At 40.3% G+C, this 16,670-nt stretch carries 14 protein-coding genes and 2 tRNA genes; 9 read left to right on the top strand and 7 right to left on the bottom strand.

Translation table 11 applies throughout. The features are described from left to right. Positions 1 to 119: 119 nt before the first annotated feature. The 4 genes from ACED20_RS12525 to ACED20_RS12510 form a co-directional block, all read right to left on the bottom strand. Positions 120 to 2,150, bottom strand: a complete 2,031-nt coding sequence (locus ACED20_RS12525; RefSeq protein ID WP_294241775.1) for a TonB-dependent receptor — start codon at positions 2,148 to 2,150, stop codon at positions 120 to 122. A gap of 185 nt (positions 2,151 to 2,335) precedes the next feature. Then, positions 2,336 to 2,461 (bottom strand): hypothetical protein, encoded by a 126-nt coding sequence (locus tag ACED20_RS12520; protein WP_345766221.1) that lies wholly within the window; start codon positions 2,459 to 2,461, stop codon positions 2,336 to 2,338. 17 nt (positions 2,462 to 2,478) lie between these two features. Then, positions 2,479 to 3,696 carry an MFS transporter gene (locus ACED20_RS12515; RefSeq protein WP_294241777.1) on the bottom strand — a complete coding sequence of 406 codons (1,218 nt, stop codon included), beginning with the start codon at positions 3,694 to 3,696 and terminating at the stop codon, positions 2,479 to 2,481. A 200-nt stretch (positions 3,697 to 3,896) separates the two neighbouring features. Further along, positions 3,897 to 5,570 (bottom strand): glutamine--tRNA ligase/YqeY domain fusion protein, encoded by a 1,674-nt coding sequence (locus ACED20_RS12510; protein ID WP_294226231.1) that lies wholly within the window; start codon positions 5,568 to 5,570, stop codon positions 3,897 to 3,899. 159 nt (positions 5,571 to 5,729) lie between these two features. Between ACED20_RS12510 and ACED20_RS12505 the strand changes: the two genes are divergently transcribed. After that, positions 5,730 to 6,872, top strand: coding sequence for an alpha/beta hydrolase (locus tag ACED20_RS12505; RefSeq protein ID WP_378104889.1), 1,143 nt, complete (start codon positions 5,730 to 5,732; stop codon positions 6,870 to 6,872). 358 nt (positions 6,873 to 7,230) lie between these two features. Then, positions 7,231 to 7,398 (top strand): hypothetical protein, encoded by a 168-nt coding sequence (locus ACED20_RS12500; RefSeq protein WP_294228705.1) that lies wholly within the window; start codon positions 7,231 to 7,233, stop codon positions 7,396 to 7,398. A gap of 14 nt (positions 7,399 to 7,412) precedes the next feature. Here the strand turns inward: ACED20_RS12500 and ACED20_RS12495 are convergent, their stop codons facing one another. Together ACED20_RS12495 and fbp are read right to left on the bottom strand one after the other, a co-directional pair. Next, positions 7,413 to 8,417, bottom strand: a complete 1,005-nt coding sequence (locus tag ACED20_RS12495; protein ID WP_294241780.1) for an o-succinylbenzoate synthase — start codon at positions 8,415 to 8,417, stop codon at positions 7,413 to 7,415. Further along, positions 8,417 to 9,433 (bottom strand): class 1 fructose-bisphosphatase, encoded by a 1,017-nt coding sequence (fbp, locus tag ACED20_RS12490; RefSeq protein ID WP_294199503.1) that lies wholly within the window; start codon positions 9,431 to 9,433, stop codon positions 8,417 to 8,419. The genes ACED20_RS12495 and fbp overlap by 1 nt, the downstream gene beginning before the upstream one ends. A gap of 316 nt (positions 9,434 to 9,749) precedes the next feature. Here fbp and ACED20_RS12485 point away from each other — a divergent pair, with 316 nt between their 5' ends. The 7 genes from ACED20_RS12485 (at position 9,750) to ACED20_RS12455 (ending at position 15,361) form a co-directional block, all read left to right on the top strand. Further along, positions 9,750 to 10,988 carry an aspartate kinase gene (locus ACED20_RS12485; protein WP_378104885.1) on the top strand — a complete coding sequence of 413 codons (1,239 nt, stop codon included), beginning with the start codon at positions 9,750 to 9,752 and terminating at the stop codon, positions 10,986 to 10,988. Positions 10,989 to 11,010: 22 nt separating this feature from the next. After that, the gene (locus ACED20_RS12480; protein ID WP_294199501.1) at positions 11,011 to 12,852 is read left to right on the top strand and encodes a lysophospholipid acyltransferase family protein; all 1,842 of its coding nucleotides are present in this window, start codon (positions 11,011 to 11,013) and stop codon (positions 12,850 to 12,852) included. Positions 12,853 to 12,949: 97 nt separating this feature from the next. Beyond that, a tRNA-Phe gene (locus ACED20_RS12475) sits at positions 12,950 to 13,022 on the top strand. A gap of 119 nt (positions 13,023 to 13,141) precedes the next feature. After that, positions 13,142 to 13,214, top strand: a tRNA-Phe gene (locus ACED20_RS12470). A gap of 124 nt (positions 13,215 to 13,338) precedes the next feature. Beyond that, positions 13,339 to 14,514, top strand: a complete 1,176-nt coding sequence (locus ACED20_RS12465) for a thioredoxin family protein (RefSeq protein ID WP_378104883.1) — start codon at positions 13,339 to 13,341, stop codon at positions 14,512 to 14,514. Positions 14,515 to 14,517: 3 nt separating this feature from the next. Further along, the gene (locus ACED20_RS12460) at positions 14,518 to 15,150 is read left to right on the top strand and encodes a DUF3575 domain-containing protein (protein WP_294241790.1); all 633 of its coding nucleotides are present in this window, start codon (positions 14,518 to 14,520) and stop codon (positions 15,148 to 15,150) included. A 4-nt stretch (positions 15,151 to 15,154) separates the two neighbouring features. Continuing rightward, entirely contained in the window at positions 15,155 to 15,361 is a 207-nt protein-coding gene (locus tag ACED20_RS12455) for a hypothetical protein (protein WP_294199498.1), read from the top strand. 94 nt (positions 15,362 to 15,455) lie between these two features. Here the strand turns inward: ACED20_RS12455 and ACED20_RS12450 are convergent, their stop codons facing one another. Next, positions 15,456 to 16,667: an exo-beta-N-acetylmuramidase NamZ domain-containing protein gene (locus tag ACED20_RS12450; RefSeq protein WP_378104880.1), complete on the bottom strand. Its 1,212-nt coding sequence runs from the start codon at positions 16,665 to 16,667 to the stop codon at positions 15,456 to 15,458. Positions 16,668 to 16,670: the final 3 nt, after the last annotated feature.

The following is a 16,670-nucleotide window of genomic DNA, read 5'->3' as shown; positions in this document are numbered from 1 at the left end:
ACCAAAGATTCATTGATAAGTAGTACCCGTGAAAATAACGTTGACAAAAATAAAATTCTGGAATCCAGCTTCCCTCTTTCAGCCCGTTAATGCTATTTCTACTTCAGGTTTATGCTAATTTAAAAATCAACCTTCACCCCAAAAACAAAATTCCTTTTGGCGGCAGGATTGTAATACCGGTTTCCGAAAGCGTTGATATCAAAGCCCAGCACGTACTCTTCATTGTATAAATTCTGGATCTGAAGAAATAAGTTCAGCCTTGTTTTATCCAGGTCTACCGGAAGGCCAAACCTGACATTTCCGATCAGGCAGGCTTCCGACCATACCGAATTGGCATCATTCAAAGGGATTTTTGAAGTGTAAAAATGGGAATAATCAACCAATAATTTCCTGAATAAAGTAAAGTTCAGCAAACTGTTGATGGTGGTTTTCGGTACTCCGGTAAGATCATTTCCGGAAAAGTCATTTTCATTCTGTCGGTAATCTTTAAATTTAAAATCATAAAAGCTCCCGGAGAACCTGAATTTAAACCGGCTCAGAACATTATTTTTCAAATCAAAATTTTTAGATTCGATCAACACTTCTATTCCTTTCTGAACCGTTTCTCCCGAGTTCACAAAATACTCCTGCCCGGCGTCATTCTGTCTTCTTACAATCGCATCTTTCATCCGGAAATCGAAGTAGCTGCCTTCAAGAAATATGGAATTTCCGAACTGTTTTCTTATTCCCGCTTCCTTGTTCCAGCCGAATTCCGGTTTTAGATCTGCATTGAACTGTTGGGTTGAAGAGCGGATCTCTTCATTCGTAGGAGCAGAATTCCCTTTTCCTATCTTCCCACGTATTGAAAAACCTTTTCCTATAATATAAACGGCGCCGAAATTCGGAAGCCATTGATTTTTAAACCATACTTTTCCATTTTCTTCCCGCGGATACTGCCGTTCCCAATCGTAGGCATTTGAGTTTAAACTGACGGAAATATCAGTAAACAGCCGTTCGTCGACATTCAGCTTTTGGGATAAAAAATAAAATCCGGAAGTGTTTCTTAGCCGGTCGAAATTCTGGGGGTTCCCCTCTGTTCCTAGTATGTTATCATAATTTTTAACTAAAATATCATTGATCCCGCCTTCAAATCCCAGACGGTAAGCCAGTGAAACGGAATTCCAGTTTTTTTCATAATTAAAATGGGTTCTCAGCGCAAAATTCTTTTCAAAACGGTTCTCAAAATTGGTAATGAACGGATTCTCAAAATCGACGTACGAGCCCTGAACCATAACAAAATGCGAAAATTCGGGAGTGATGTTGAATTCATGAGAAAGTCCCGCCAGGATCATTTTATTGCGGATTCCGGCATCCTGTTCTTTTGCTCCGGGCAATGTTTTTGTTGCCGGTCTTGCCTGTTTCCGGTCGGCATTCATCTGTTCCAGCGTCAGTCCGCCCGGCGTCTGGTAATCGAGATCGGAATACATCAGCATGGCTTTCAGCAAAACTTTCTCAGAATATTTGAAATGATCTTTAAGGAAAACCTGTTTCCGCTGAACCTTAGCCTGCTCCCGGTAAGAATCGGTCTGGTAATAATTCTGAAAGACCTCAACAAAATGCTTACCCAGCTGCTTTGAAAGGTCGAAACTCTGATTGAAAGTTCCGTAGCTCCCGGCTGAAAGGTTTGCCGAAATCTGATCTGACCGTTTTGTCTTCAGAAGAACGGTTCCTCCCGTGGCAGCTCCGTAGTCCCCGCTCTCGGAACCTTTGTAGATTTCCATGCGGTCGATGAGTTCAGGTGAAATCACATTGAAATAAGTATTTCCAGAAGCATCGGACAGGATAAAATCATCCAGGTACACTTTGACATTGCGTACCCCGAAAGGTGATCTTAACGTACTTCCACGTAATGAAATCCGGTAGCTTCCCGGTGAACGCTCTTCCATTCTCGCGCCGGCAACCTGGTTGATGGATTCGAGCATCCTTTCCGGTGGATTCTGGGTAAGAAGGTTTTGAGAAACTACGGAAACAGACTTCGTGGAAGATATAAAAGCCGTCGGTTTTTTATAAGCGTCAATACAGACTTCAGAAATCAGGCCTACAGAATCTTTCTGCTGAGCCAGAAACAGGGAAGCCGAAAACATAGGAAGAAGAAAATACAGTTTTGTCATTGCCTGAGGCTATGCAAAAACCATACTTTCGTTTATAATCAGGATATATTAAAAGGAAGTTTTCAATTAATATTAAAGATGGCGTATGTATCTCAGAGTTTTCCGGCTGATTTAAATAAGCTTTAGCCAAACTGATGATAAGTTTTGGCTAAAGCCGGATTTTAAACTGATATAATCACATCGGGCTAAAGCCCGACGCTATTGAAGATCTTATCTTCCGGAATCCGGCGTCCTTCTTCCAGCCTTTTTAACACTGACAGAATCACCTGATCTATAAGGAAAGAACCCGTTTGCCCAACAGGTTCCTTCATCTAACATTATTTTTAATTTATTCATGCGTTTCTTTTCTGTTACCGATCATCCACGGAACAATATAGTAGAAGGCAACCGCTGTTATTCCGAGAATAATTCCTGTTGCTGACCATAAGAAGGTAAAACCGAAACGTTCCGCTACGAAAGTTCCCAGTGAAGGAGTGATGATGAATGAAAGTGAAAAAGCAATTCCCAGCAATCCCATATAAGCCCCTTTGTTATGGGCTCCCGAGCGAAGTGACGTAATGGTGGCCATAAACGGAAGCGCCCATATTTCACCCAGACTCAGAATGGTAATAGAAACCACCAGGATCCATAAGGAAGTTCCTGCTGCCAGCATCCCAAAGGAAACGGCACAGAAAAGCGTCCCGAGCAGCATGGTTGTTTTCAGCTTTAAATATTTTTCTGCGATCTGTACCATGATCATTTCCATTACTACAACAATCACCCCGCTGAAGCCCAGAATATAGCCTATTTTCTCTGCAGAAAGACGGGCTTCCTGCTTATAAAAGATAGTGAGCGTGTTCAATATCTGGAAAAAACATACGGAAAAAAGGAAACAGGCTGCTGCGAAAAGAATAAATCTTGAATCCTTATAAGGAGATACCGTTGTATCAGACGAAGCAACATCAGACTTTTCTTTATTTCTGTAACTTCGGTTTCTGAAAAAGAAAACGTAAGTTAGTCCGGCGAGTAAAGCTCCCGCGGCATTGGAATAAAAAAGGAAGTCATACGAAATCGCGGCTAAAATCCCTCCCAGTGCAGGACCGACGGAAAATCCCAGGTTTACCGCCATCCGGTTCAGTGAAAACGCCCGCGTGATGTTGCCGGGCTTGGCATATTTGGAAACCGCGACTGAATTCGCCGGCCGGAATGCTTCACTAATGGAGCTTTGGATGAAAATAATCGCCGCAAGCCCCGCCTCAGTATGAAAAAGGGGAATCAGACAGAACATGGGAACACTCAGAAACAGGCTCATGCTCTGTACCCTGAATTCTCCGATTTTATCCGTAATCATTCCACCGATCCATGAACCGACTACCGAGCCGATCCCGAAAAAGCTGAGCACGATGCCGGCACTCTTAATGTCGAATTTTAAATGATCGGTCATGTACACACCCAGGAAAGGCAGCACCATCGAACCTGACCGGTTGATCAGCATCACCAAAGCCAGCATCCAGCTTTCCGCCGACAGCCCTCTGAATGAGTTGATGTATATTTTTAATAGTTTCACAATTTTGATTTTTTATATTTTAATTCTTACATGTCAGTTATCGCCCACTTCATTTTTAACCACAGACAGCACTAATTTTTTATAAATGACCACTAATAATATTTGTGATACTTTTGAGCATAATCGTGTCATTAGTGTTTAAAATAAAAAACAGGACTTAAAAAATTAAGCCCTGTTCATTTATATGGTATAAATAATTTCTACTCCGGCTTATAAGAGTCTTTTAAGGTTACGGTTCTGTTGAATACAAAATTTGTATCCGTAGAGTCCTGATCTTTAGTGAAATAGCCAATTCTCTGAAACTGAAGCGGTTCTCCTACAGCTACGTCTTTTAAGTTTGGCTCGGCAAATCCCTGTACGGTTGTTACGGAATCCGGATTGATGAAATCCAGAAAGTCCACGTCTTTTTCAGCGTCCGGCTGCTCTACCGTAAACAATTTGTCATAGTTTCTGATTTCAACAGGAATGGCGTGTTTTGCAGATACCCAGTGGATGGTTCCCTTTACTTTTCTTAAACTTTCCTCCGTACCGCTTCCGGATTTGGATTTTTCATCGTAGGTAGCATAAATGGTTGTGATGTTTCCGTTTTCGTCCTTCTCTACCCTTTCTCCTTTGATGATGTAAGCAGATTTCAGACGTACTTCGCCTCCTAATTTCAATCTGAAAAATTTATTGTTGGCTTCTTCCTTGAAGTCTTCACGCTCAATATACAATTCCCTGGAGAACGGAATTTCCCTGGTTCCTGCATGTTCCTGCTCCGGGTTGTTTTCCGTTTCCAGCCATTCTTCCTGACCTTCAGGATAGTTCTCAATGATTAATTTCACAGGATCCACGACCGTCATTACTCTTTTGGCTACTTTATTCAGGTCTTCACGGACGCAGAATTCCAGCAGCTGAAGCTCAATCAGGTTTTCTCTTTTGGCAACCCCTACTTTTTCAATAAAATTCCTGATGGAAGCCGGGGTAAACCCTTTTCTTCTCATCCCGGAAATGGTAGGCATTCTCGGATCATCCCAACCGTTCACTGCCTTTTCAGCGATCAGCCGCTGCAGTTTTCTTTTCGAAGTGATCATATAGGAAACGTTCATCCTCGCGAATTCCCGCTGTTTGTTTTTCACCTTTCCTTCTTCATAAACCTGATCCAGATACCAGTTGTACAATGGCCTGTGGTTTTCAAACTCAAGGGAACACAGCGAGTGCGAAATCTGTTCGATATAATCGGATTCCCCATGCGCCCAGTCGTACATCGGGTAAATTTTCCATTCGGTTCCCGTTCTGTGGTGCGGTCTTTTCAGGATTCTGTACATCACCGGATCACGCATGTTCATGTTGGGAGATGTCATATCGATTTTGGCCCGAAGCGACATTGCACCTTCCTCAAATTCACCGTTCTTCATTCTTTCAAATAAATCCAGGGATTCTTCAACCGGACGGTTTCTGTATGGAGATTCCACTCCCGGTTCTGTAGGGTTTTTTCGCTGTTCGGTAATGATTTCGGAAGGCTGCTCATCTACATACGCTTTTCCTTCTTTGATAAGCTGGACCGCCCAATCGTAAAGCTGCTGGAAGTAATCGGAAGCGTACAGTACTTTATCCCATTTGAAACCTAGCCATTCAACGTCTTTCATAATAGAATCCACAAATTCCTGTTCTTCTTTTTCAGGGTTCGTATCGTCGAAACGAAGGTTTACGGGAGCATTGTATTTTTCACCCAAACCGAAGTTGATGCAGATCGCCTTAGTGTGACCTACATGCAGATAACCGTTTGGTTCAGGCGGAAAACGGAAACGGATCTGATCTCTTTTCAGGCCGTTTGCCAAATCATCTTCGATAATTTGCTCAATAAAATTGAGTGATTTTTTTTCTTCTTCCATTAAAATTCGCTTTATGATGCCGTATAATACGACAATTGGCAAATTTAGGGAAATTTAAGGGTTTACCCAAATGATAATTTCAAACGATACATGATCCGCATATCATATTTTTGCTTAATTTAGGCTGACTAAAAGACCGTTATTCAAATTAATACCACCATGGCCGTTTACATCCTGAGCAATAGAAAAATCGTTCGTCATAAAGGAGAAAAAACAGACTCTTTTTCCAATGATGAATATTCAATCCCAAATTTCAGAATTGCCAAATGTGACTTTGAAAATTATATAGAGCCTACAAAAGCGGCCCAAAATAACAAGGACTACACCAACCGTAACATTTTAAACTACACCCTTTTCTCAGAACCTGAAAAGCAGGGCTATGAGGAAGTGCTGGATGTTCTACTGAAGGAAAAAGGGATACGAGAATCCCCTTTAACCGCGGATAATCTTGGCGGAACCCAAAGGATGTTCTATGAACTGTACAAAAATATGTCGTCCACCAAAGACCGGAGTGACGTCATGATTTTCATCCATGGATATGCTTATGATTTTGATGATGAACTGAAAGCCATTATCGATCTAAAAAAAATCTTTATCGATAATCCGTTATCACCTGTCGAACATATTCTGTTTATCAGTTGGCCGGCCTCGAGCAGTATTGTTCCGCTTACCTATTTTGATGATAAAGCCGCGAGTATCAACTCAGGAACTTCTCTGGTACGGCTTTTCTACTTTTACACCCAGTTCCTGAAGGATATTTTTTCAAACCGCAACCTGGCTCCATGCAACCAGAGAATTCATCTCATGGCCCATTCGATGGGTAACCGTGTTTTGCAGAGTATGCTTTACAGCCTGAAAAAGGAAAATATTCTTCGGGTAATCGATCAGGTTTTATTGCTGAATTCAGATGTCAGCTACCGGGTTTTTGAAGACTCAGAAGATTCGTTCAATAAGCTTCCTTTGCTGGCAAACCGTGTTTCCATTTACCTGAACAGGAAAGATGTGATTCTGGGCATTTCCCAGTTCACTAAAAATATTCTTACCCCCAGGCTTGGAAAAAACGGACCGGGCGATATTGAACATTTTAAAGATATCGTTTCCATCATCGACTGTACTTTCGTGGAAGATGATATTCTGGACTCTTTTAAATTTGAAGTGGGAAATCACTGGGGATACCTATCCAGCTCGATGGTACAGAATGACATCTTCCAGAATCTGAATGGAATTGACCGGAATCTGATTACCCATCGAATTAAAAACAACGAAAATACATTTACAATAACCTATCAACCAACCTATTGAATCAAGCACTAAATATCACACATTATTGAAAAATTATGATAGTACAGTCTGGCATAGAGATTGCACGATTATTATTACAACTATTGGGGAAATATAACTTATATCATGGAAAAATTCAGAACAAAGTTTTCTGTATTGTTAGAATACATTAAGAAAGCAATTTTCGTAAAAGACGTGATTTAAATAAAGCGTCTAAGATTTAGAGTACAAGACAAAATTTTCGTAAATCATGCTTCAGGGTAATCAGTAGATTTGAGAAGAAATAAATTCTTTAATATCTGTTAATTACGCTGAATTTTTTGCGCGTTTCCAAAAAGATTTTCATATTTACAGAACCAATCCAATAAATCAATGTTTTATGAAAAATCTAAAAAAAATCACGAAGGAAGTATTAAAAACCATTACAGGAGGAAAGCCTCCTTTGGGATGCAACAGCTGGAATCCCACGGCCATGTGCTGCAGATCATGGGCTCCCGACTATTGCGGTCAGCAGACCTGTCCGGATTCACCTGCACCAGTCTGTTAATGCATTTATCTTGCTTATATTTTGAACCATAGCAATTCACCTTGAAGATCAAGATGTGATTCGAAATTATTTACAAATAAAGCTCCGGTACCCAATCCTTGCGGCATCGGGCTTTTTTTTGTAAAAGTATACTGGGCAATGGCATTCAGGCCGATATTGCTTTCCAATGCGGAGGTTATCCACCATCCGATATTCTGCTCCTCAGCCAAAGAAATCCACTCATCCGATCCTGCAAAACCTCCCACCAAAGCAGGCTTAAGAATAATGTACTGCGGTTTTATGGTTTCCAACAGCTTTTTCTTTTCATCAAAATCGGTAATTCCGATCAATTCTTCGTCTAATGCAATCGGCGTAGGTGTTTCAGCACATAATTCAGCCATATTATCCATGTTTCCTGCTTTTATCGGCTGTTCAATAGAATGGATTTTCAACTCAGCAAGCTGATTCAGAACAATTTTCGCATCCTCTTTACTGAAACCTCCGTTGGCATCCACACGGAGCTCCAGCATTTCAGCGGAAAATTTCTTTCTCAGTTTCTGAAGAATTTCATGCTCGGATTTCCAGTTGACACCAATTTTTAATTTAATGCAGCGGAAGCCCTGTTTTAATTTATCGCGGATCTGCTCTTCCATATAATCGATACTGCCCATCCAGATCAGCCCATTAATCCTGATTGGCGATGCTCCTTCAGTAAATTCACTGGGGAAGTAAACATTTCCGCTATGCTTTAAATTAAACACAGCCTGTTCATACCCGAACCAGATGGACGGGAAATCTTGTAAATTCTTCTTTAAAAATTCTGCATCCTGCTGAATGTTGTCGCACAGCCATTGAAGTTTTTCCTCGTAATCCGGCCGGTCGTCAAAGCTCAGTCCCCTGAAGATGGCACATTCTCCGGTACCTATTTTTCCGTTTTCCGAAATTTGCAGGATAAATGTTTCTTTTTCAAGCAAAACGCCGCGAGATGTTCCACTCGGGCGCTTGAATTCTAATAGGTATTTTGAATATTCTGCTTTCATTATTTTACACTGTCGATTCGCATAAATTCTTCCGCTTTTTCTACCATTCCGACACTTCCGCAGAAGAACGGAATGCGTTGGTGCAGTTCTGTCGGTTCAATTTCCAAAATCCTTCTAAAGCCGTCTGTTGCTTTTCCTCCGGCCTGTTCTGCAATAAAAGCCATCGGGTTACATTCGTACAGCAATCTTAATTTCCCGTTTGGGGCCTGTGAATAGGAAGGATAGATATAAATTCCGCCCTTTAGCATATTTCTGTGGAAATCGGCAACAAGAGAGCCGATATACCGTGAAGTATATGGCCTGTCCCCTTCTTCCATCTGGCAGTACTTCAGATAATTTTTTACGCCCTGAGGAAATTTAATGTAGTTTCCTTCATTAATAGAATAGATTTTCCCGGTTTTCGGGAATGTCATGTTAGGATGTGAAAGATAATACGTTCCGAGGGAAGGATCCAGCGTAAATCCGTTTACTCCATTTCCTGTAGTATAAACAATCATCGTGGACGAACCGTAAATGATATATCCTGCCGCAATCTGGTTTACTCCTTTTTGTAAAAAATCCTCCAGCTGCACCGGGGTCCCCGGCTCGGTTACTCTTCTGAAAATAGAGAAAATGGTTCCTACGGAAACATTCACATCAATATTTGAAGAACCATCCAAAGGGTCGATCAATACAACATATTTGCTTAAATGGCCGTTTTCTCCACATTTAATATCAATAAAATCATCATTTTCCTCGGAAGCGATTCCGCAGACAACCTCACGCTGAGACAGAGCCGTAATAAAAATTTCATTGGCGATCACATCCAGTTTCTGCTGCTCTTCTCCCTGAATGTTCTGGTTTCCGGCGGCACCTGCGATGTCTACGATTCCTGCTTTATTCACTTCTCTGTTTACTACTTTGGAAGCCAGCCTTATCGCACTTAGAAGGCGGGAAAATTCTCCGGTGGAATACTGGAAATCATCCTGCCTCTCGATAAGGAACTCTCCTAAAGTCTGTAATGGTTGCTCTGACATATTTTTCTTTTTACGATTTCCTCAAATTTCGTAAAATTTATCACAATGTAAAATAATTATTAATAAAAGAACTTAATCCATTGTATGTAAACAATATACAATGCTATTTTACCGAAAAAACACCGGCCTTATCATAAAAACAAGCTCCCGTTTCAGGATTGCAGTAAAAATATTCCGGCGGTTTTAATGATTTTAATAAAATCTTAAGGGGGGTGAAATTCAAAGGCTCTTTCATATCTCGTTGTAAATTTATAATTTTGAGGCCCGTAAAATATTCCCGTAATTTTTATCTAACAATTTTATTATTAACAATTTAATGAACATTTTCAAGTTTGGTGGAGCATCGGTGAAGGATGCTGAAAGCGTAAAAAACGTATCTATGGTTTTAAAAAGCCAGGGATTTGCCAAATGTCTGCTGGTGATTTCAGCGATGGGCAAGACGACGAATGAATTGGAAAAAGTAGTAGAGCTTTATTTCAAAAAGGATAACTATCAAACGGAAATTGAAAAGATAAAACGGAAACATATTGAGATTGCCGAAGGATTATTTCCGGAACATCATGCTGTCTTTGCGGAGATCAATTTATTTTTTGACGATATCGATTCTTTTTTACGGAGAAACAAATCGCCGAATTACAGTTTTGTCTATGACCAGGTTGTGAGCTGCGGGGAAATGATTTCTACAAAAATCGTAAGCGAATACCTGAACGAAATCCAGTTTACCAATCAGTGGCTGGATGCCAGGGATTATGTTAAAACCGACAATTCTTACCGTGAGGGCGTCGTAGACTGGACAAAGACCGAAGAATTCATTTCCAACCTCAATAAAGAAATCTGTTATGTTACCCAGGGTTTTATCGGCTCCGATGAAAACAATTTTACCGTAACCTTAGGCAGAGAAGGATCTGACTATTCCGCTGCGATTTTCGCGTACTGCCTGAATGCCGAAGCAATGACGATCTGGAAAGATGTGCCGGGAGTAATGACGGGAGATCCCAGAAAATTTAAGGATGTTTCCCTTCTTTCCCATATTTCGTATGAAGAAGCTATCGAGATGGCTTATTACGGAGCCAGTGTCATCCACCCGAAAACACTGCAGCCGCTTCAGCAGAAAAATATTCCTTTCTATGTAAAATCTTTTGTTGATCCTACAAAAGCAGGAACGAAAGTCGGTGCATCAGAAAAAAACCAAAGCGAAGAATCTTATATTTTAAAAGAAAACCAGACCTTATTAAAAATTTCAACAAGAGACTTCTCATTTATTGCAGAAGACCACATGAGCCTGATTTTCGGATATTTATCCAAATATAAAATTAAAGTTTCCCTGATGCAGAATTCTGCCATCTCACTGGCTTTATGCCTGGAGGATAAATTCAACACCATTGATGAATTAAATGAAGAACTTCAGAAATTCTTTAAGACGGAAGTGGTAAAAAATGTATCTTTATTTACCGTAAGAAATGCGAAGATCGAAAACATAGACCAATTTTACCAGGAAAAAAGTGTATTATTGGAGCAGATTTCGAAGAATACGCTTCAAATGGTAACACAATAAAACTAATTGCGACTAAACACACATGAGTTTAATTTCGAAAAACGATTTAATAAAGGCTTCCGGCTTACATAAAATAGGATTTCTTAAGAATCCTGTTGCATCTGCAGTGATGAGCATTGCTAAAATAAACGAAGTAAATAAGTTATACGATAAACTGAAAGACAAGGAAGGTAAAGATTTTTTCGACTCATTTGTGAGAGAGCGTAATTTAAGCTATATCGCTTTTGAAGAGGATCTGGCAAAAATTCCGAAAACAGGGCCGTTTATCTTGGTTTCAAACCATCCGCTGGGTGCGATTGACGGAATCCTGATGTGCAAGATCTTATCGGAAGTACGTCCTGATTTTAAGGTGATGGGAAATTTCCTGCTGGAAAAGATCAAGCCGATGGAGCCTTACGTAATTTCCGTGAACCCTTTTGAGAACAGAAAAAATGCATACAGCAGTTCTTCCGGAATGCGGGAAACCTTAAAGCATCTGCAAAACGGAGGCTGTGTAGGAATTTTCCCTGCAGGAGAAGTTTCAAACAAAAACAATCCCTACGGTGAAATACTGGATAAAGACTGGGAAAAACCGGCGCTAAAGCTGATCCGTATGGCCAAAGTTCCGGTAGTTCCTATGTATTTTCACGCAAAAAACAGCAGAATGTTCTACCAGGTAGCAAAGCTTCATCCTAATTTACAGACCGTGATGCTTCCCGCAGAAATGATGAACGACCGCGAAAAGCCGATAAGGATCAGGATCGGAAAGCCGATTACGGTAAAAGCTATGGATGATATGGAAACCATCGAAGAGCTTGGCGAATTCCTGAAGCGTAAGGTGTATATGATGAAATCTTATTACGAAAAGAGGAAATCGCTGGCCCAAAGCATCAATCTTAAAAACCTGTCGGTAAAGTTTCCTTTATTGAAAGAAGAGAATATCGTTCAGAATATCATCGATGAAACGCCGAAGGAAGATATTTTAAAGGATATTTCCAAACTGAAAGGTACGGACAAAATGTTTTTCAGTAACGGAAATTACGAAGTATATTTTACCAATTATGAGGAAATCCCTTCCATCATGCGGGAAATCGGCCGTCAGCGCGAGCTGACGTTCCGCGCGGTAGGTGAAGGAAGCAACATGCCTTTCGATCTGGATGAATATGATAAACACTATCATCATCTTTTCCTTTGGGACAGTGCTGCAGAGAAACTCGTGGGCGCCTACCGGATGGCTTTGGGTAAAGAAGTAATGAAAAAATCCGGAATCAGAGGCTTTTATACGAGTTCTTTATTTGAATTTGAGCAGGACATCCACCCGTTCTTTAAAAAGGTGATCGAAATGGGCCGTGCCTACATCTGCCGGGAATATCAGCAGAAACCGCTTCCCCTTTTCCTTTTATGGAGAGGTATTGTACATGTATGCCTGAGAAATCCGGATCATAAGTTCCTCATGGGCGGTGTAAGTATTTCCAATAAATTTTCCGAATTCTCAAAATCCCTGATGATCGAGTTCATGCGCTCAAATTACTATGATTCTGCAGTGGCACAATACATCACTCCGCGAAATGAGTATAAAGTAAAGCTCAGGGACAGGGATAAACACCTTTTCTTCGAAGAAATGGAATCCGACCTGAATAAGCTTGATAAAATTATTGATGATCTTGAACCGGAGCTAAGACTGCCTGTTTTAATCAAAAAGTACATCAAGCAGAATGCGAAAGTAATCGCATTCAATGTGGATCCGAATTTCAATGATGCGATCGATGGGCTGATGTATATCCGTATAAGTGATCTTCCTGAAAGCACGATTAAGCCCGTACTTGAGGAAATGAGTGAGCAGATCAGAAGGGAGCAGGAAAATAATACGGTTGAAAATCAGTAGTTTTTTAAGTTTTGTTAAAAAAAGTATTGTTAATACTTGCTTCATATACGAAAACTTACTACTTTTGCATCACTTTAAAACAACGAAGTACAAGAATGGTTTCTTAGCTCAGTTGGTAGAGCAATGGATTGAAAATCCATGTGTCCCTGGTTCGATTCCTGGAGAAACCACTTATAAAAACCACCTTTAAAAAGGTGGTTTTTATTTCAAAACTGTTTTAAAATAAACCTTGCAGAATTTAATAATTATTATTACTTTTGCACCACTTCAAAAACGAAGTACACCAAATGGTTTCTTAGCTCAGTTGGTAGAGCAATGGATTGAAAATCCATGTGTCCCTGGTTCGATTCCTGGAGAAACCACTTAAAGTCACCTCATATGAGGTGACTTTTTTGTTTTTAATTGAATTTTTGTTAAATGACAATTAATCTGACACCAATCCCAATTCATTTAAGTATCTTCGCTTTTTGAAATTTTTATTTGAAAATGAAGAAGATTGTCTCCGGTTTATTTCTATTTTCTGCAATAGCAGCATTTGCCCAGGAAGCCATCCAATTTCAGGACTTGCCCTTTAAAGATCTTATTGCCAAAGCAAAAAAGGAAAAGAAAATAGTTTTCCTGGATGCTTATGCTTCATGGTGCGGCCCATGCAAGATGATGGAAAGAAATGTTTTCACCCAGAAATCGGTAGGGGATTATTTCAACACCAACTTCGTGAACGCGAGATTCGATATGGAAAAGGGCGAAGGCAGGGATATTGCTGCAAAATACGGGGTCCGCTCCTATCCTACCTATTTATTCCTGAACGGCGACGGCGAACTGGTTTCGCAGAATTTTGGCTACATGGAAGAGAGTATGTTTCTTACCATGGCACAGGACGTGAATTCTCCCAAAAATAAAAAAGGTTCACTGAAGGAACGTTTTGCCCAAGGTGAAAAAAATCCTGAATTTCTGATCAACATCATGAAACTGAATTCTTCCACGGATTATCCTTTTGCCAAGCAGGCCTCCGAAAGATATTTCGAGAATAAGAAAAAAACCGAGGAGTTTACAAAAGATGAGGTTGGATTCCTGTTATTCTTTCTAAAATCCACAGAAGATAAAAACTATCAGACGTTCGTTGACAGAAAAGTTGATATCATTAAATTTCTACCGGAAGAAACCTATAAAGAATTCGACAGCCAGATCAAATTGGGAAAAATTGTGGAGCAATCTATCGATTCTCAAAATAAGAAAATCAATGACGAATATTTCATGAAAAATGCGGGGCCTCTCGTAGGGAAGCATGATGCAGAAATAAAACTTAATCAGACTAAATTAAGCTACTACGAACAGAACGCTAATTTCCCCGAATATGAAAAAGTAGCTCTCTCCTACTATAAAAATTCAGAAGCTTTTGAACCCAACGAGCTTTTGAAGGCTGCATGGATATTCTCCGAACACATCAAAACCCCGTCATCACTAAAAAAAGCAGCGGAATGGGCAGAAAAATCTGTTATGCGTGGCGAAACTTCCGAAAACACGTACATCCTTGCCAAACTTTATTTTTTGACAGGAAATAAAGAGATGGCAAAAACCTATGCAGAAATGTCTAAAAATATAGCCACCCAGTCACAAAAAGATTCCACCTTAGCTAATGAATTACTGAAACAACTGAAATAACGAATGTCAAAAATTAAATTTATTACAGGATTTCTTACCCTGTTTTTATTAGGAAATTTACATGCTCAGGAACAGGAGCTATCTTCTGAAAAAAGCGTATATGTAAAAGGAAACGCTTTATTTATCCCCATTGGAATTGTAAACCTTGGACTGGAACATCAGATAAGCAAAAAAATTACCGTGCAGGGCGATGTTCTGATCTCTCCATGGAAATCTTTTGCAGGACACGAGCTGCAGTACTATTCTATTTCTTTAGAAGGTAGATATTATTTCAACGAAGCTTTTAAGCACTGGTACGTTGGAGCCAATATTGCAGGCTCCCGCTTCACCTTACAAAAATGGAATTATTGGAACGATGGCCTCGTTACCGATGAAGAAACAGGAATTACGCGAAAAACATCTGATCTTTACCAAAAAGGATATTCGGTGATACTCGGTGTTACTGCAGGATACCAATTTAAAGTTTCGGATCGCTGGAACGTCGATATTTATGGAACCGTGGGAACATCACAGGACTTTTATAAAGGGTATGACCGCACGAGAGGCGACCGTTATGATAAAGCTGAAAAATTCAACAAAAGCGGCGAAATCATACCTTACAGAGGCGGTATCATGATCTCCTACAAATTAAAATAATCTCATGAAATTATTAGGAAAGAACCATATCATTATCTGCGTTATTACGTTTGTTATTCTTTTTCTCATGAACTATCTTGGAAACGACCAGGCAGATAAACTTGAAAGAGCTTTAATGATCGCCGGTGCCGGTGTTATCGGACTTTCCATCGGGCTGGTCATTATGAACAAAGGAAAAGACGATAAGACCCCGCCGCAGAATTTTGACTGATATATAGTGAATGGTCAATGGTGAATTTGCCAATGCTTGTGAATTTCTTAAAATTGACTGGCGATACCAAATTAACTATTGACCATTCATCTTTTTACTGTTCGTAAACAACATACTTTTTCCGGATCTTTTCAAACTGATCCAGATCGGATTTCCATGATGCTTTGATTTCGGAGATTGACTTCCCTCCAACGATTTGTTTTCTCAATTGGTCACTTCCTGCCAACGTATCAAACCAGAAATTTTTCCCGGCTGCCGGCTTCAGGAAAAAATCCAGTTCCGGATTTGTGTAATTTTTGTAGGCTTTGATCAGCCATTCCAGATTCAGCTTCATCAGATCAGCAGAGTATCCCGAAAGATTTTCACCGTAGCACAGTTTTCCGTTTAAGAATGGATCTTTTGCTCCCGCTGTAGGCTTTGGCGTAAACTGGTAAGGCAGGCTTTTCGTCCACGGAGAACCGTAAACCTGAAACGGAAGATCCGTTCCGCGTCCTACCGACACCTGGGTTCCTTCAAAAAAGCATAGGCTTGGATATAAATTGATTGATTTATCATTCGGCAGATTGGGCGAAGGGCGGTCCAGCATAGGGTAACGCCTGGTTTTATGATAATCTTTCATGGGAATTAACGTATATTTTACCTGCACTTTATTTTTAAGCCATCTTTCACCGTTTACCATTTTTCCGTATTCGCCGATCGTTAAACCATACACCACCGGAACTTCATGCATCCCGACAAAGCTGGTCCAGTTCTTCTTTAAAACAGGTCCGTCTGTATATCCATCATGCGGATTCGGACGATCCAGCACTATGACTTCCACCTTATTTTCCGCCCCGGCTTCTATCACATACGTCAATGTAGAAATATAGGTATAAAAACGGACCCCGACATCCTGAATATCAAAAAGTATTACATCAATTCCTTTCAGCTGTTCGGCGCTTGGCTTCTTGTTGTTACCGTAAAGGGAAACAATAGGAATTCCGGTTTTTACATCCATTCCGTTTTTTACTTTTTCCCCGGCATCCGCATCTCCCCTGAAACCATGCTCGGGAGCAAAAATAGATTTGATTTTAATACCGTTTTTCACCAGGAAATCCACAACGTGGGTTCTGTCGCTCATCAGTCCGGTCTGGTTGGTCACCACACCGATTGTTTTTCCTTTCAGAAGGGGCAGGTACAGCGCAGGCTGATCTGCGCCAGTCTTAAAATCAGCCGTATGCTGTGTCTGAGAATAATATTGGCTGAATACTCCTAAAAAAATTAGGCAAATCAGAAGTAAATTTTTAATTTTGAAATCTAAATTCATAGT

It is taken from the genome of Chryseobacterium sp. sg2396 (assembly GCF_042610505.1).
In the GTDB taxonomy this organism is placed as follows: domain Bacteria; phylum Bacteroidota; class Bacteroidia; order Flavobacteriales; family Weeksellaceae; genus Chryseobacterium.
Note: the sequence above shows the minus strand (reverse complement) of the source record. Positions and strands in the feature narration are given on the sequence as shown.

What these genes read in the sequence shown, in the direction of transcription:
- ACED20_RS12450 (WP_378104880.1), bottom strand. Translation starts at nt 16,667, where the DNA reads ATGAATTTAGATTTCAAAATTAAAAATTTACTTCTGATTTGCCTAATT.
- ACED20_RS12495 (WP_294241780.1), bottom strand. Translation starts at nt 8,417, where the DNA reads ATGAAAGCAGAATATTCAAAATACCTATTAGAATTCAAGCGCCCGAGT.
- ACED20_RS12500 (WP_294228705.1), top strand. Translation starts at nt 7,231, where the DNA reads ATGAAAAATCTAAAAAAAATCACGAAGGAAGTATTAAAAACCATTACA.
- ACED20_RS12525 (WP_294241775.1), bottom strand. Translation starts at nt 2,150, where the DNA reads ATGACAAAACTGTATTTTCTTCTTCCTATGTTTTCGGCTTCCCTGTTT.
- ACED20_RS12505 (WP_378104889.1), top strand. Translation starts at nt 5,730, where the DNA reads ATGGCCGTTTACATCCTGAGCAATAGAAAAATCGTTCGTCATAAAGGA.
- ACED20_RS12510 (WP_294226231.1), bottom strand. Translation starts at nt 5,570, where the DNA reads ATGGAAGAAGAAAAAAAATCACTCAATTTTATTGAGCAAATTATCGAA.
- fbp (WP_294199503.1), bottom strand. Translation starts at nt 9,433, where the DNA reads ATGTCAGAGCAACCATTACAGACTTTAGGAGAGTTCCTTATCGAGAGG.
- ACED20_RS12455 (WP_294199498.1), top strand. Translation starts at nt 15,155, where the DNA reads ATGAAATTATTAGGAAAGAACCATATCATTATCTGCGTTATTACGTTT.
- ACED20_RS12465 (WP_378104883.1), top strand. Translation starts at nt 13,339, where the DNA reads ATGAAGAAGATTGTCTCCGGTTTATTTCTATTTTCTGCAATAGCAGCA.
- ACED20_RS12520 (WP_345766221.1), bottom strand. Translation starts at nt 2,461, where the DNA reads ATGAAGGAACCTGTTGGGCAAACGGGTTCTTTCCTTATAGATCAGGTG.
- ACED20_RS12460 (WP_294241790.1), top strand. Translation starts at nt 14,518, where the DNA reads ATGTCAAAAATTAAATTTATTACAGGATTTCTTACCCTGTTTTTATTA.
- ACED20_RS12485 (WP_378104885.1), top strand. Translation starts at nt 9,750, where the DNA reads ATGAACATTTTCAAGTTTGGTGGAGCATCGGTGAAGGATGCTGAAAGC.
- ACED20_RS12480 (WP_294199501.1), top strand. Translation starts at nt 11,011, where the DNA reads ATGAGTTTAATTTCGAAAAACGATTTAATAAAGGCTTCCGGCTTACAT.